Here is a 14110-nt window from a genome sequence, read left to right as displayed (position 1 = left end):
GGCGCAAGCTGTCGAAGTGAACGGGTTCCCGGCGCGTCGCAAGCGCGCCGGGTTCTCGACGGGCGAGTTGCGTCCGTCGACAAGCACGAAGCACGAAAAAATCCCTTAGTGGAGGACGTCTGAAATGTCACAGCCTCAGAGCTCTCAGGTTACGAAGCGAGGTCTCACCGATCCGGAACGCGCAGCGATCATCGCCGCCGCGATTCCGGATCACGCGCTCGACACGCAGCGCAAGTATCATTATTTCATCCAGCCCCGCTGGAAGCGCCTGTCGGAATATGAGCAGCTGTCCTGCTATGCGCAGCCCAATCCCGATTGGATCGCCGGCGGCCTCGATTGGGGCGACTGGACGCAGAAGTTCCATGGCGGCCGTCCGTCCTGGGGCAATGAGAGCACGGAGCTGCGCACGACCGACTGGTATCGCCATCGCGATCCGGCCCGTCGCTGGCACGCTCCTTATGTGAAGGACAAGTCGGAAGAGGCGCGCTACACGCAGCGCTTCCTCGCCGCCTATGCGTCCGAAGGCTCGATCCGCACCGTCGATCCCTATTGGCGCGACGAGATCCTCAACAAATACTTCGGCGCCCTGCTCTATAGCGAGTACGGCATGTTCAACGCGCATTCGTCGGTCGGCCGCGACTGCCTGTCGGACACCATCCGTCAGTCGGCGATCTTCGCCAGCCTCGACAAGGTCGACAATGCGCAGATGATCCAGATGGAGCGTCTGTTCATCGCCAAGCTGGTTCCCGGCTTCGACGCCTCGACCGACGTGCCGAAGAAGATCTGGACGACCGATCCGGTCTACGCCGGCGCGCGCGTCGCCATCGAGGAGATCTGGCAGGGCATTCAGGATTGGAACGAGATCCTCTGGGCGGGTCACGCCGTCTATGATGCGACCTTCGGTCAGTTCGCCCGTCGCGAGTTCTTCCAGCGTCTGGCGACCGTCTATGGCGACACGCTGACGCCCTTCTTCACGGCGCAATCGCAGACCTATTTCCAGACCACGCGCGGCGCGATCGAAGATCTCTTCGTCTACTGCCTCGCCAATGATCCGGAATTCGGCGCGCATAATCGCACCTTCCTCAATGCCTGGACCGATCATTATCTCGCCAAATCGGTCACGGCGCTGAAGGACTTCGTCGGCATCTACGCCAAGGTCGAGAAGGTCGCGGGCGCGACCGATCGCGCCGGCGTCTCCGAGGCGCTGCAGCGCGTGTTCGGCGACTGGAAGGACGATTACGCCGATAAGATCGGATACAAGATCGACGTGGACCAGAAGGTCGACGCCGTTCTCGCCGGCTTCAAGAACTAAAGGAAACGCTCAAATGTCCAGCGCGCATAACGCTTACAACGCCGGTATCATGCAGAAGACCGGCAAGGCCTTCGCCGACGAGTTCTTCGCCGAGGAGAATCAGGTCTGCCACGAGTCCAACGCCGTGGTTCTGGTCCTGATGAAGAGCGACGAGATCGACGCCATCGTCGAGGACATGGTGCTCAAGGGCGGCAAGGCGAAGAATCCGTCGATCGTCGTCGAGGACAAGGCGGGCTTCTGGTGGATCAAGGCCGACGGCGCGATCGAGATCGACGCGGCGGAAGCCGGCGAGCTGCTCGGCAAGCCGTTCTCGGTCTACGACCTTCTCATCAATGTGTCGTCGACCGTCGGCCGCGCCTACACGCTCGGCTCGACCTTCACCATCACCTCGGAGCTCATGGGCCTCGATCGCGCCCTGACCGACATTTGATCGGTCGACGACAAGGAATGCCACAATGGCCAAGAGAGAACCGATCCACGACAATTCCACTCGCACCGAGTGGGAAGGAAAGATCGCGAAGCTGAACAGCGTGGAGCAGGCGACGAAGTTCATTCAGGACTTCCGCCTCGCCAATTCCTCGCCGTTCCGCAAGAACTACGATCTCGACGTCGATTATCAATATATCGAACGCAAGATCGAGGAGCGGCTGTCGGTCATCAAGACCGAGAAGCTCCCCGTCGCGGAGCTCATCACCAAGGCGACGACCGGCGAGGACGCCGCCGCCGTCGAGGCAGCCTGGGTCGCCAAGATCAAAGCCGCCAAGACCAAATATGAGGCGGAGCGCATCCACATCGAGTTCCGTCAGCTCTACAAGCCGCCGGTGCTGCCGGTGAACGTGTTCCTGCGCGCCGATGCGGCGCTCGGCACCGTTCTGATGGAGCTGCGCAACACCGATTATTACGCCACGCCTCTCGAGGGATTGCGCAAGGAGCGCGGCGTCAAGGTTCTGCATCTGCAGGCCTGATCGCGCTCGAGCATGAATATCCAGCGTTCGGGCGGCTCGCCGCCCGAACGTCGTCTCTTCAATGGAGGGAAGGCCATGGCGCATTCCGCGGAGCAAGCGGCGGAGGAGCAGCGGATTCTGATCCACACGGATTCTCGCTACGCCGCCTATACGATAGACCTCGATTACATGTGGCGCTGGGAAATTCTGCGTGACGGCGAATTCGTCCAGGAAGGATGCTCGCTGTCGCAGAATTCGGCGCGCGAGGCGGTCGCTCACGTGCTGAACTTCTTCAGGCGTCAGGACGAATCCGCCGGAACGCCGGGCGACAATAGCGAAGAGATCAAGCGGCTCCTGCGCGCGCTCGGCACGCCGGAGCCGATCGCCGACAAGAACGACACGACGAAAAACGAACTGGCGCAGCCAGAGTAGCATAGGGCGGAAGACGTATGTACCAGATCGTCATCGAGACAGAGGACGGCGAAACCTGTTCATTCGAATGCGGGCCGAGCGAGGACGTGATTTCTGCAGGGCTTCGTCAGAGCGTGATTCTTCTCGCCTCCTGCCGAGCCGGCGGTTGCGCAACCTGCAAGGGCGATTGCACGGATGGCGACTACGAGCTCATCGACGTCAAGGTCCAGGCGCTGCCGCCGGACGAGGAGGAGGACGGCAAGGTTCTGCTGTGCCGCACCTTTCCGCGCAGCGATCTGCACATTCTCGTGCCCTACACCTATGATCGCATTTCCTTCGAGGCGATCCAGACCAATTGGCTCGCCGAGATCGTCGAATGCGATCGCGTGTCGTCGAATGTCGTGCGGCTCGTTCTGCAGCCGCTGACCGCCGACGGCGCGGCGCCCATCGCGCTGAACTTCGCCCCCGGTCAATTCGTCGACATCGAGATTCCGGGCACGCATACGCGCCGCTCCTATTCCATGGCCTCGGTCGCGGAGGATGGGCGGCTCGAATTCTTCATTCGCCTGCTTCCGGACGGCGCCTTCTCGAAATTCCTGCAGACGCAGGCGAAGGTCGGCCTGCGCGTCGCGCTGCGCGGACCTGCTGGCTCCTTCATGCTGCACAAGAGCGAGCGGCCGCGCTTCTTCGTCGCCGGCGGCACGGGCCTGTCGCCCGTTCTGTCGATGATCCGGCAATTGAAGAAGGAGAGCGATCCGCAACCGGCGACCTTGTTCTTCGGCGTCACCAATTATGAGGAGCTGTTCTATTTCGAGGAGCTGAAATCGCTGCAGACCGCGATGCCGAGCCTCGATGTGCAAGTCGCCGTCGTCAATGCGACCGAGGCGAATGGCGTCGCCAAGGGAACGGTGATCGATCTCATGCGCGCCGAGCTCGAGAAGCTGCGCGGCAAGCCGGACATCTATCTCTGCGGGCCGCCCGGCATGATCGACGCGGCCTTCGACGCCGCGGCGACGGCGGGGGTTCCCAAAGAGCAGGTCTATCTCGAGAAATTTCTGGCGAGCGGCTGAGCCCGCGCGTCGTCCCCGTCTTCGCTCGGCAGCGCTCGCCGGGCGGGGCTCCCGACTTCCCTGCCCGAGGCGACTCGGGCAGTTTTTTTTTGCGCGTCGCCTGGCGGAAACGCGCGCCGTCAGCCGCGAGCCGCCGCTAAAGTTTGAATCCGCTCGGGCGCGGGAGTAGAACAGCCGCGCCGGCCGATCCGCCGGGAACAGCGGAGCCCCTCTTGTCCCATTCCGTCACCGAGGCCATCGAGGCGATCGGACGCGGCGAGATCATCGTCGTCACCGATGACGACGACCGCGAGAACGAGGGCGACCTCATCATCGCCGCCTCGCTCTGCACGCCCGAAAAAATGGCCTTCATCATCCGCCATTGCTGCGGCATCGTCTGCGCGCCGCTGACGCTCGAGGAGGCGCGGCGCCTGCATCTCGCGCCCATGGTCGCCGCCAATGACGCGCCGCTCGGCACCGCCTTCACCGTCACGGTGGATGCGCGCGAGGGGCTCACCACCGGCATTTCCGCCGAGCAGCGCTGCAATACGGTGCGCGCGCTCGCCAATGGCAACCGCGGCCCGCATGATTTCGTGCGGCCGGGCCATGTCTTCCCGCTCATCGCCAAGGACGGCGGGGTGCTGATGCGCTCCGGCCATACGGAGGCCGCCGTCGATCTCTGCCGCCTCGCCGGCCTGCCGCCGGTCGGCGTCATCTGCGAGCTGGCCAATGACGACGGCACGGTGATGGCCGGCCAGCAGATCGTCGATTTCGCCGCCACGCATGGGCTGAAGCTGGTCTCCACCGCCGATCTCATCGCCTATCGGCAGGCGCGCGAGAAGCTGGTGGAGCGCGTCGCCAGCTTTCCGGTGAAGACCTTCGCCGGCGAGGCGACCTGCTACGCCTATGTCAGCGCCTTCGATCCGGTGCAGCATTTCGCCTTTGTCGTCGGCCAGATCGGCGACGGCAAGGGCGTGCCGGCGCGCCTCCACCGCGCCGATATCATCGCCGATGTGTTCGGCGGCGCGGACGCGATCCGGCGCACGCTGGATCGTTTCGCGGCGGAGGGACGCGGGGTGCTGGTCTATCTGCGCGATGGCGCGGCGGGCGTCCCGGTCAATCCGATCGTCTCGGACAGCCGCAATTCGGAGGAGGCGCGCACGGCGCAATGGCTGGACGTCGGCCTCGGAGCGCAGATTTTGAAAGATCTCGGCGTGAGCTCGATCCGCCTGCGCACCTCCAAGCCCAAGCCGCGCACCTATGTCGGGCTCTCGGGCTTCGGCATCGAGATAATCGCGGTGGAGCCGCTGGATTAGCGAGCCGAACGCCCTCTCCCCGCTCGCGGGGAGAGGGAGAGCGCCCCCTCAGATCACCACGACATTCGCGCCGACCTTGACGCGGGTATAGAGGTCGATCGCGTCTATATCGCGCATGCGGATGCAGCCGGAGGAGACGCTCTGGCCGATCTTCTCCGGCTCATTGGTGCCGTGAATGCGATACAGCGTGTCCTTGCCATTCTCGAAGAGATAGAGAGCGCGGGCGCCGAGCGGATTGTCCGGGCCGCCGGGCAGGCCGCCGGCGTCGGCGGTCGGCTGCAGATGCGGCCAGCGCTCCAGCATATCCTTGGGCGGAATCCAGCGCGGCCATTCCTGCATGCCGCCGATGACGGCGCGCCCGGTCCAGCCATAGGCCTCCTGGCCTGTGGCCACGCCATAGCGGATCGCCTTGCCGCCCGGCTCCACGAAATAGAGGAATTTGTTCTTCGTATCGACGATGACGGTGCCCGGCGGCTCGCTCGTCTTGAAGTCGACGAGATAGCGCTCATAGGCCGCCCCGACATCCGCCGTCGGCACCAGGGCCATGAATTGCGCATCGCGTCCGCTGAGGAGCGGATCGGCCAAGCGGGGGCCGCCGGCGGCGTTGCAGCCGGCGAGTGACACAGCGAGAACGACCGCGACGATACCAAGCCTCGAATCCATGAACGCGCCCTTTCTCGTCGTCCGAAGCAGCTATTTAGGAATTTGCTTACCATAATCTTACTGAACGGAAACATCGCTTCCAGAATAATTCCCGAGCTGTGTCCGCGACGCAACGGCGGCGGAGGACGTAAGGGGCGTTTTGAGAATTTTTCCGGCGCCCTCCCGGCGCCGCGCCGTGCTACAAGGGCCCCAATGTCTTTGTCAGGGCAACGTCTTCAGCAAGGGTTGTGAGCGTCTGGCCATGACGAGGACCCTGTTCATCACCCATGAGAGCGGCCTCGCCCATAATATGGGCGCAGGCCATCCCGAGCAGCCCGATCGGCTGCGCGCGATCGAGCGCGCGCTCGAGGCCGAGCAATTCCAGCATCTCATCCGCCTCGCCGCCCCTTCGGTTTCCCGCGAGGCGCTGCTGCGCGTCCATCCGGAGACTCATTTGCGCGCGATAGAAGCCGTCGCGCCGCGCGAGGGCCTCGTCGCGCTCGACCCCGACACGCTGATGTGCCCCGATTCGCTGGTGGCGGCGCTTCATGCCGCCGGCGGCGCGACCGCGGCGGTGGAAGAGGTGATGACGCGGGCGGCGAGCACGGCCTTCGTCTGCGTGCGCCCGCCCGGCCATCACGCCGGGCCGACGACGCCCATGGGCTTCTGCATCTTCAACAATGTCGCCATCGCCGCGCGCCACGCGATCGCCGTCCACAGCGCCGAGCGGGTCGCCATCGTCGATTTCGACGTGCATCACGGCAATGGGACGCAGGAGGTCTTCTGGGCGGATCGGCGGGTGCTGTTCTGCTCCACCCATCAGGCGCCCTATTATCCGGGCACGGGGGCGAGCGGCGAGAGCGGCGAATTCGACCAGATCGTCAACGCCCCGCTCTTCGCGGGCGCGACGGGCGACGATTTCCTCGAGGCGCTGGCCAGCCGCATCCTGCCGCGGCTAAAGGATTTCGCCCCGGACCTCGTGCTGATCTCGGCCGGCTTCGACGGCCATCGCGACGATCCGCTGGGCGGGCTGCGCTTCACCGAGCACGATTATAGCGAGGCGACGAAGCGCATCATCGACGCCTCGCTGCGCAGCGCCGACGGGCGCGTCGTCTCGCTGCTCGAGGGCGGCTATGATCTCACGGCGCTCGGCCGTTCGGCGGCGGCGCATGTGCTGGCGCTGATGGGCGTCTGACGCTCCCGGCGCTTCCCGGACGCAGAGCCGCCCTCACGAACAAAAACGCGCCGCTGCGAGGCGGCGCGCGATCATGACGAGAGGCGAAGGCTCAGCCCTGGCGGGCTTTGAAGCGCTTCTGCACTTTATTGATGACGTAGACGCGGCCCTTGCGGCGCACGATCTGGTTGTCGCGATGGCGCGAACGCAGCGACTTCAGCGAATTGCGGACTTTCATCGGTCGATCCCCGGTCAAAAGCTCAAACGGCCGGGGTGAACGCCCAGCGCCTCATGGCCGCAGCCTATGCCCGATTTCGCGTCCGCGATCAAGCCCTCCGCCTCTGCTCCTCCCGCGCCGCGCGGCGGCCGCCGCCTCGCGGAAGATTGACAGCGGCCAAGCCTCCGGCGCATACCGGCGTTATGTTATAACATCTGCTCTCGGGGCGAGATCCATGAAAAGCTCTTCTTTCCGCTTGGCGCTTTCGGGCGGAATCCTCTCTGCCGCGCTCGGCCCCGGCCCGGCGCTGGCGCAAGAAACGCTGCCCGACATCGAAATCGCGGCGCCGAGCCCGATCCAGCGGCGCGCGCCGGCGACGGCGCAGACAGCGACGCCCGAGACGCGCGGCGCCCTGCCTATCGTCGCGGATCAATTCGCCACTGTGACGGTCGTCGATTCCGATGAGATTCGCCGTTCCGCCGGCGCGACGCTCGGCGATCTCCTCTTCTCCAAGCCCGGCGTCACCGGCTCGAGCTTCGTTCCCGGCGCCGCCAGCCGGCCGATCGTGCGCGGCCTCGACGCCCATCGCGTGCGCATACAGGAGAATGGCGTCGGCTCCAGCGGCGTCTCCGAGCTCGGCGAGGATCATGGCGTTCCGCTGGACCCTCTCGGCGTCGGCCGCATCGAGGTGGTGCGCGGCCCGGCCACGCTGCGCTGGGGCTCACAGGCGATCGGCGGCGTCGTCAACGCCACCAATAATCGCATTCCCGAGGCGCTGCCCTGCCGCGGCGACGAGCAGCTCCCCGGCCCCTGCACGCGGCTGGAGACGCGCAGCGCCGTCTCCACCGTGAACGCGGGGCTCGAGCAGGCCGCGCTGGTCGACGTCGGCCAGGGCAATTTCGCGCTTCACGCCGATGCGCATGGCCGCCGCACGAGCGATTACGCCATCCCCTCCTACCCCTATCTCGCGCCGACCGATCCGGCGCCGCTGGTCTTCGGACGCCAGCCCAATTCCTATATGCGGTCCGGCGGCTGGTCCGCCGGCGGCTCCTACATCTTCGATCGCGGCTTCTTCGGCGCCTCGGTCACGCAATTCGAGAGCACCTATCGCATCCCCGGCATGGATTCGACGGAGAGCCGCACGCGCATCGATCTGCGCCAGACGAAAGTGACCGCCAAGGGCGAGTATCGGCCGCCCGCCTCCTTCATCGACGCGATTCGCGTCTGGGCCGGCGCGAGCGATTACAAGCACCATGAGGTCGGCTTCGAGGGCGGCTTCGACGGCATACAGCAGACATTCACCAATCAGGAGCAGGAGGGCCGGCTCGAGGTCCAGCTCGCGCCTTTCGATCTGCGCTTCGCCTCGCTGACCACGGCGCTCGGCGTGCAGGGCTCGCATCAGCGCCTCACGGCGCCGGGCGCCGGCGGCAATCTGTTCGATCCCAATGAATCGCGCGCGATCGCCTTCTATCTGTTCAATGAATTCAAGCTCACCGATTCGCTGCGCCTGCAACTCGCCGGCCGCATAGAGAATGTCGAAACCACGGGGCAGACGCCCGATCTCTTCCTCGATCCGACGGTCTCCTTCAAATACGACCGCCATTTCACGCCGAAGAGCATCGCCGTCGGCCTGTTGCAGGACACGCCCTTCGACACGGTCGCGAGCCTGACGGCGCAGCATGTCGAGCGCGCGCCGCGTGGCCCCGAGCTGTTCTCCCATGGCGTCCATGACGCGACCGGCACCTTCGACGTCGGCAATCCGCTGCTCGGCATCGAGGCGGCGAATACGGTCGAGGTCGGTCTGCGTCGCGCCAAAGGGCCGCTGCGCTTCGAGGCGACGTTTTTCTACACGCATTTCGACGGCTTCATCTATCGCCGCCTCTCGGGCGAGACCTGCGACGAAGATTTCGACAGCTGCTCGCCGGCCGGCGCCGGCGGCGCGCTCAATCAGGCGCTCTATTCGCAGCGCGACGCCACCTTCCGCGGCGGCGAGTTCCAGAGCCAATGGGACGTCGCGCCGCTGGCCGGCGGACTCCTCGGCGTCGAGAATCAGGTCGATGTCGTGCGCGCGACTTTCGCGGATGGCACCAATGTGCCGCGCATTCCGCCGGTGCGCGCCGGCGGCGGCCTCGTCTGGCGCGACGCCCATTGGCTGGCGCGCGTCAATCTGCTGCACGCCTTCCCGCAGAACAATATCGCCTCGATCGCCGAAACGCGGACCAAGGGCTATAATCTGCTGAAAGCCGAGATCAGCTACAGAATCACGCTGCCCAAGGGCGAATTCCCGGCGCGCGAGGTGAGCGTCGGGATCGTCGGCGACAATCTGCTCAACGCCGACATCCGCAACAGCGTCTCCTACAAGAAAGACGAGGTTCCGATGCCGGGCGCCAATGTGCGGCTGTTCGCCAATTTCGTGTTTTGAACGGTCTCCCGTCGATCGCCTCGCACGGCCAGCGCCGCCTTTCCTTCTCCCCTCTCGTCGGGGAGAAGGAGAATGCGCCGAAGCGATCGGCCCGAAGACAGTGGCGCCGGAATCGTCAGGCGACGGGGCTCTGACAAGCGCGCGCGCCGAGGCGCCGCGCCAGGCCGCCGATGAGCGCGCGCGCTTCGGCGAGATCGAAGGCCAGAGCGATGGGCGCATAGGCGGCGACTCCGGCGCCGACCAATAGCGCCAGCGCCAGCGCCGGCGGCAATGCCTCGACCATCGCCGACAGAGCATGGACCGCGGCCGCCATCGTCGCCGTCGCCGCGCCGACGAGCGCGAGCCGGCCGACCGGCAGCGGCATGGCGAAAGCGACGCGGCTCAGCGCATAGGCCTGGGCGCAGCCGAAGACCTCCGCCGCCAGACGCCCCCATACCGCGCCGGCGAGGCCGAAGCGGTAGATCAGCAGAGCCGAGACGACGAGATTGAAGACGAGGACCGAGCCCGTGTTCACCAGATAGAAACGATTGCGGTTGGACAGCAGAAAGCTCGTGTGCAGATATTGCTGGGTCAGAATTTGGAACACCACCGCCATCGCCAGAATGGGCATGGCCCAGCGCCCCGTCTCGCGAAACGCCGGGCCGAGCACGAGATCGGCGATCTGCGGCGAGACCAGCGCGAAGCCGACGCAGGCCGGCAGCACGACGGCGAGCAGCAGCTCCATCGATTTCGCGAGATGCCGTCGCGCCTCGTCCTCGCCGCGCTCGGCGAGCAGCCGCACCGCCATCGGCACGAAGGCGGTGGAGACGCTGATCGCCGGAATGATGAGCGCCTGCCGCACGAGATCGAGGCTCGCGCCATAGCGGCCGGCGTCGGCGACGCCCGCGAGCTCGGCGAGCAGAAAGCGATCGGCGACCGTCGCCAGCGCCATCAGCGACATCGAGAAGGTGAAGGGCAGCCCGGCCTTGGCGATGTCGAGGAGGCGCGCGCGGTCGAGCCGCGGCCGCGCCTCGCCCCAGGCGGCGCGCCAGAACAGCGCCGTCGCCGCGACCAGCGCCAGCGACGATGAGACGAGCAGCGCCGCGCCGCTGGCCGAAGCGAGAGCGACGGCGACGCCCAGCGCCGAGACCAGCAGCGCGCGATAGACCGTGCCGCGCAGATAATCGTGAGGTCTCTGCGCCGCGCGCAACGATTCCTGGCTCGTCTCATAGAGGGTGACGGCGAAGGCCAGCAGCACGGCGGCCGCGGAAACCGACGCGGCGAGGCCGGTCAGCCGCGCGACCACGAAGAACAATGGCGCCGCCGGCGCGAGCAGCGCCATTGCGGCGAGGATCGCGCCGCGAATATCGGCGCCGTCGCCCTTCGCCTGCTCGCGCAATATGGCGAGCTTCAACGCGCTGGCGAGGAATGTGGCGAGAAGCGTGGCGAAAGCGAAGCCGAGCAGATAATCGCCATAGGCCGCGACCGCGAAGACGCGCGTGAACACAATGGTGTTGAGGAGACCGAAGAGTGCGGAGAACACATTGGCCGCGAAATAGACGACGGTCTGCCTGGCGAGCATGGGCGCTGCTGTCCTTGTCGAAAGCTGAAGAGCCGCTGTGCCAATAGGGGACGCACGCGCGGCCGGCGCCGAAAAATCTCGAAGAATCGTGCCAGCCGTCCGAGGGCGCGCTCTGGCACGGTTTCTTCTTCGTTTGGACAGAAGGCCGTTTTTTGCTCCGATTTGAACCGAATGGAAAGCCTGAGCCGAGGAATAGATCGCAGCTCCCGGAAGAAAACCTTAAACCGAGCATGGTGTGATTATGCGTGAGCCTGAGCGAGTTGACGAAATGAATTCCACCCCGGTCGCGATCGGCGAGAGCTTCGGCTGGCTGCATCATGCCGACGGCGACCGTGGCGTCGTGATGTGCGCCTCCATCGGCTATGAAGGACTTTGCGCGCATCAGTCCTGGCGCGTGCTGGCCGATCGTCTGGCCGCCGCCGGCCTGCCCACGCTGCGTTTCGACTATCCGGGCGAGGGCGATTCGCTCGGCGACCCCGCCGATCCGGCGCTCGTCGACTCCTGGCGCGAGCAGATTCACATGGCCGTGCGCTGGATGCGCGAGGCGATCGGCGTGCGCGAGGTGACGCTCGTCGGCCTGCGTCTCGGCGCGGCGCTGGCGGCCGAGGTCGGCGGCGTCGAGCGTCTCGTCCAGATCGCGCCCGTGGTGAAGGGCTCGAGCTATTTGCGCGAGCTCAAGATGATGGCGCGCGTGCTGGCGGCCAGCGGAGCGACGCCGGAGGCGAGCATCGCCGCGGCGACCTCCGGCGACGATATTCATCTCGAAGGATTTGCGATCACGCAATCCATGGCCGCGGCGATCAAGCGCATCGATCTGACGCGCCTCGAGGCCGCGCCGGCCGAGCGCGTGCTGCTGCTGCACGATCCCGCCGCGCGGCCCGCGCCGGAATTCCTCCAGCGGCTCGAATCGCTCGGCGCGATCGTCGAGACGCTTGAGCTGCTCGATTATCGCGCGCTGACGCCGGCGCCGGTGCCGCCGCCGCCGCCGCTCGCCGATCTCGACGCAATCGTCGCCTTCGCCAGCGAGGGCGCGGGGCGCGCGCTGACGTCGCGGCCGCCGGAAGGCGCGCTCGCCACCGAGCATTTCATCGAGCGCGCGGCTCTGTTCGGCGAGCGTCGACAGCTCGCCGGCGTGCTGTGCCTGCCGCGCGGCAAGCCGAAGATGACGGTGCTGATGCTCGACACCGGCGCCAATCACCACATCGGCTGCGGCCGCTCCACGGTCTATTTCGCCCGCTCGCTGGCGCGTCACGGCTTCGCCTCGCTGCGCATGGACACGCTCGGCATAGGCGATTCCGCGGCGCTCGCGGAGGGACCGCGCGCAGCGCTCTACCAGATGGAGCGCGCCGCGGATGTCTCGGCGGCGCTCGATTTCCTGGAGATGCGCGGCCTCGAGGAGGTGACGCTGTACGGCGTGTGCAGCGGCGCGGCGCTCGCGCTCTACGCAGCCCTGGCCGACGATCGCGTGAAGGCTCTGGCGCTCGCCAACCTCCAGGTTTTCGGCCGCATCGACGGCGAGGACCGCGACAAGCTGCTGGAAATGGGCTTTGCGGCGACCCACACTTATGTCGCCAAGGCGATGAGCGCCCGCGCCTGGGGGCGCGTGGTCAATGGCGAAGTGTCGCTCGGCAAGCTCGTCGACATCGCTTCGTCGCTCGCCCGCCGCAAGGCCTCGGCTTTCGCCGGCGCTCTCGCGCAGCGTCTCGGCGTCACCCATGGCAAGGCGCGCGAGGCGCGGGCCAATTTCGCCGAGCTGTCGGCGCGCGGCGTCCGCATCCTCATGCTGCACGGCGATCATGACGTCGGCAGAGAGGAAATGGACGTCTGCTTCGGGCCCGACGCGCGATTCCTGAGGACCCTGCCCAATGTCGTGATCGACGTCGTCGACGGCGCCGATCACGCGCTCTCCTCGGCGCTCTCACGCGAGGCGCTGCTGGAGAAGATGAGTTTTTTTCTCCTGGCGGCCGACCGCTCTGCGGACCCCGGCCGCGGCAATCGCAAAACGACGGCGGGCGCTCTGACCCTGGCGACGCTCTACCCCCCCTCACTCTGACGACGAAAATGGAATGACCCAAGCTTCGCGACGTCTCCCCGAACCCGCAGCGGCGCCCATCGCCAGCGCCTCTCGCATCGACGCGTCTCGCGTCGAAGCGGTCGTCTGCATTCCGACCTTCCGTCGTCCCGACATGCTGGCGACGACCTTGGCCTCGCTCGAGGCGCAGGCGACGAAAGTCGCCTTCGCCGTCGTCGTCGTGGACAATGACGCCGCCGCGCCGGTCGGCCTCGAGGTGGCGCAATCCTTCTTCCGCGAGCGCCGTCTTTCCGGCGTGGCGACGGTGGAGACGCGCCAGGGCAATGTCCATGCGATCAACGCGGCCTTTCGGCTGGCGCGAGAGAGCTATCCGTCGGCCGATTATTTCCTGATGATCGACGATGACGAGCGCGCCGAGCCGCAATGGCTCGACGAGATGGTCGCCTGCGCGCGCCAGGGCGCGGATATCGTCGGCGGCCCGGTGACGCCGATCTTCCCGGAGGAGGCGCGCGCCGCCTATCGCGACCATCCGGTGTTCTGGCCCGCCTTCGGCGAGACCGGCCCGGTGCCGATCATCTACGGCACCGGCAATTGCCTGCTGAGGCGCGAGGTGTTCGACGGGCTGGCCGTGCCTTCGCTCGATCCGAGCTTCAATTTTCTCGGCGGCGGCGACACCGAATTCTTCACGCGCTGCCGCCGCGCCGGCTTCACCTTCTACTGGCGCCAGGAAGCGCAGATCTACGAGCAGGTGACGCCGGGCCGGCTGGCGCTCGGCTGGGTGCTGCGCCGCAGCCTCGCCACAGGCGCGATCAATTACAGCATCGATCGCCTGGCCGCGCGCAGCCTGCGCGATCGCCTGCTGCTCTTCGCCAAGAATATCGCTCTGGGGCCGATCTCGCTGCATCGCGCATGGCGCATGCTGCGGGCGTCCAAGCATCCGCTCGCCGCCACGCATCCGATCGGCATAGCCATCGGCCGTCTGCTCGCTTCGGTGGGCGCGATGCCGCAGCCCTATCGCTATTCCTCATGA

Annotated in this window: 13 protein-coding genes; 10 read left to right on the top strand and 3 right to left on the bottom strand. The window is 66.3% G+C overall.

Annotated features, from left to right (window positions below; genetic code table 11):
• Positions 1–124 precede the first annotated feature (124 nt).
• The 6 genes from mmoY (at position 125) to ribB (ending at position 5032) form a co-directional block, all read left to right on the top strand.
• A complete protein-coding gene (mmoY, locus tag VIF40_RS14555; protein ID WP_331938230.1) occupies positions 125–1312 on the top strand; it encodes an aromatic/alkene monooxygenase hydroxylase subunit beta in 1188 nt (395 codons plus the stop codon).
• A gap of 13 nt (positions 1313–1325) precedes the next feature.
• Positions 1326–1742 (top strand): methane monooxygenase regulator MmoB, encoded by a 417-nt coding sequence (mmoB, locus tag VIF40_RS14550; protein ID WP_331938229.1) that lies wholly within the window; start codon positions 1326–1328, stop codon positions 1740–1742.
• 25 nt (positions 1743–1767) lie between these two features.
• Positions 1768–2277, top strand: a complete 510-nt coding sequence (gene mmoZ, locus VIF40_RS14545; protein ID WP_331938228.1) for an aromatic/alkene monooxygenase hydroxylase subunit gamma — start codon at positions 1768–1770, stop codon at positions 2275–2277.
• Between the two features lie 75 nt (positions 2278–2352).
• The gene (gene mmoD, locus VIF40_RS14540; RefSeq protein ID WP_331938227.1) at positions 2353–2688 is read left to right on the top strand and encodes a soluble methane monooxygenase-binding protein MmoD; all 336 of its coding nucleotides are present in this window, start codon (positions 2353–2355) and stop codon (positions 2686–2688) included.
• Between the two features lie 17 nt (positions 2689–2705).
• Positions 2706–3737, top strand: coding sequence for an aromatic/alkene monooxygenase hydroxylase FAD-binding subunit MmoC (gene mmoC / locus VIF40_RS14535; protein ID WP_331938226.1), 1032 nt, complete (start codon positions 2706–2708; stop codon positions 3735–3737).
• Between the two features lie 212 nt (positions 3738–3949).
• Positions 3950–5032: a 3,4-dihydroxy-2-butanone-4-phosphate synthase gene (gene ribB, locus VIF40_RS14530; protein WP_331938225.1), complete on the top strand. Its 1083-nt coding sequence runs from the start codon at positions 3950–3952 to the stop codon at positions 5030–5032.
• 48 nt (positions 5033–5080) lie between these two features.
• On the opposite strand, the gene VIF40_RS14525 is transcribed toward ribB, so the two are convergent.
• Positions 5081–5695: a L,D-transpeptidase gene (locus tag VIF40_RS14525; RefSeq protein ID WP_331938224.1), complete on the bottom strand. Its 615-nt coding sequence runs from the start codon at positions 5693–5695 to the stop codon at positions 5081–5083.
• A 241-nt stretch (positions 5696–5936) separates the two neighbouring features.
• Here VIF40_RS14525 and VIF40_RS14520 point away from each other — a divergent pair, with 241 nt between their 5' ends.
• Positions 5937–6869 carry a histone deacetylase family protein gene (locus VIF40_RS14520; protein WP_331938223.1) on the top strand — a complete coding sequence of 311 codons (933 nt, stop codon included), beginning with the start codon at positions 5937–5939 and terminating at the stop codon, positions 6867–6869.
• Between the two features lie 91 nt (positions 6870–6960).
• On the opposite strand, the gene ykgO is transcribed toward VIF40_RS14520, so the two are convergent.
• Positions 6961–7086 carry a type B 50S ribosomal protein L36 gene (gene ykgO / locus VIF40_RS14515; protein ID WP_331938222.1) on the bottom strand — a complete coding sequence of 42 codons (126 nt, stop codon included), beginning with the start codon at positions 7084–7086 and terminating at the stop codon, positions 6961–6963.
• 214 nt (positions 7087–7300) lie between these two features.
• On the opposite strand from ykgO, the gene VIF40_RS14510 reads away from it, so the two are divergent.
• Entirely contained in the window at positions 7301–9487 is a 2187-nt protein-coding gene (locus tag VIF40_RS14510) for a TonB-dependent receptor (RefSeq protein WP_331938221.1), read from the top strand.
• Positions 9488–9602: 115 nt separating this feature from the next.
• On the opposite strand, the gene VIF40_RS14505 is transcribed toward VIF40_RS14510, so the two are convergent.
• Positions 9603–11048 (bottom strand): lipopolysaccharide biosynthesis protein, encoded by a 1446-nt coding sequence (locus VIF40_RS14505; protein WP_331938220.1) that lies wholly within the window; start codon positions 11046–11048, stop codon positions 9603–9605.
• Between the two features lie 268 nt (positions 11049–11316).
• Between VIF40_RS14505 and VIF40_RS14500 the strand changes: the two genes are divergently transcribed.
• Together VIF40_RS14500 and VIF40_RS14495 are read left to right on the top strand one after the other, a co-directional pair.
• The gene (locus VIF40_RS14500) at positions 11317–13101 is read left to right on the top strand and encodes an alpha/beta fold hydrolase (RefSeq protein WP_331938219.1); all 1785 of its coding nucleotides are present in this window, start codon (positions 11317–11319) and stop codon (positions 13099–13101) included.
• Positions 13102–13114: 13 nt separating this feature from the next.
• Positions 13115–14110: a glycosyltransferase family A protein gene (locus VIF40_RS14495; protein WP_331938218.1), complete on the top strand. Its 996-nt coding sequence runs from the start codon at positions 13115–13117 to the stop codon at positions 14108–14110.

The organism is Methylosinus sp. (assembly GCF_036560965.1).
GTDB lineage: Bacteria > Pseudomonadota > Alphaproteobacteria > Rhizobiales > Beijerinckiaceae > Methylosinus.
Note: the sequence above shows the minus strand (reverse complement) of the source record. Positions and strands in the feature narration are given on the sequence as shown.